We start from the raw sequence: 692 nt of genomic DNA, 5'->3' as shown, positions 1-692 counted from the left end.
TCGCGAGATTCTCATCGGCTGTTTCATGGGTGACGGGTCCGTCCCAAAGACGAACGACGGGGCTCACGGCCTGTTCCGTCTCCCGATGGTTAACAAGCAATTCTTGGAGTGGTTCGACCACGAGATGGGTATATTGAGTACCGGTGTCTCGCTTAAAAAGACGGCAGCGGAACTGGCACGCAATAACCGTGAATCGGGGTTCAGTCCAAATGCGAGGGCTGAGAACTATCACGATATGTATACCGTCATATCGCGATCCCACCCGTTCATGCGGTCACTTCGTCGATGGTACCGGTCCGGCGAGAAGCGGTTCCCAGAGAGCCTATCGCTGACGCCACGGATTGCGAAGATGTGGTACGTCTGTGACGGGTATCTCGATGTTCAGGAGTACGGCGAACCGAGAGCGGCAATACGGATACGACACCGAGACGACCGTCAGGAGTTCCTTTTAAATTATTCGAGGACGTCGGCCTCTCACCGTCGTACGGCCGCGAAACGATCCGCTTCGGGGTCGACGAGACTCGCTCGTTCCTCGACTGGATGGGCAACCCACCGCCCGGCTTTGAGTACAAGTGGGTACTCGACTCGCGAGAGCGCTACGATCGCCTGAAGGCACAGGCGTACGGCGAGGCACACGCCTTATAAACCGTCCACCACCGGAACCGACACCGTCACCCGCGTCCCCCGGGGCC

Annotated in this window: 1 protein-coding gene; it reads left to right on the top strand. The window is 58.4% G+C overall.

The window, feature by feature from the left end; translation table 11 throughout:
• On the top strand, positions 1 to 610 hold a 610-nt coding region (locus DVK07_RS20310; protein WP_199719672.1), incomplete at its 5' end, for a hypothetical protein.
• Between the last annotated feature and the right edge of the window lie 82 nt (positions 611 to 692).

Origin of the sequence: Halorubrum sp. Atlit-26R (assembly GCF_003666015.1) — an archaeon.
Classification (GTDB): Archaea; Halobacteriota; Halobacteria; order Halobacteriales; family Haloferacaceae; genus Halorubrum.
Note: the sequence above shows the minus strand (reverse complement) of the source record. Positions and strands in the feature narration are given on the sequence as shown.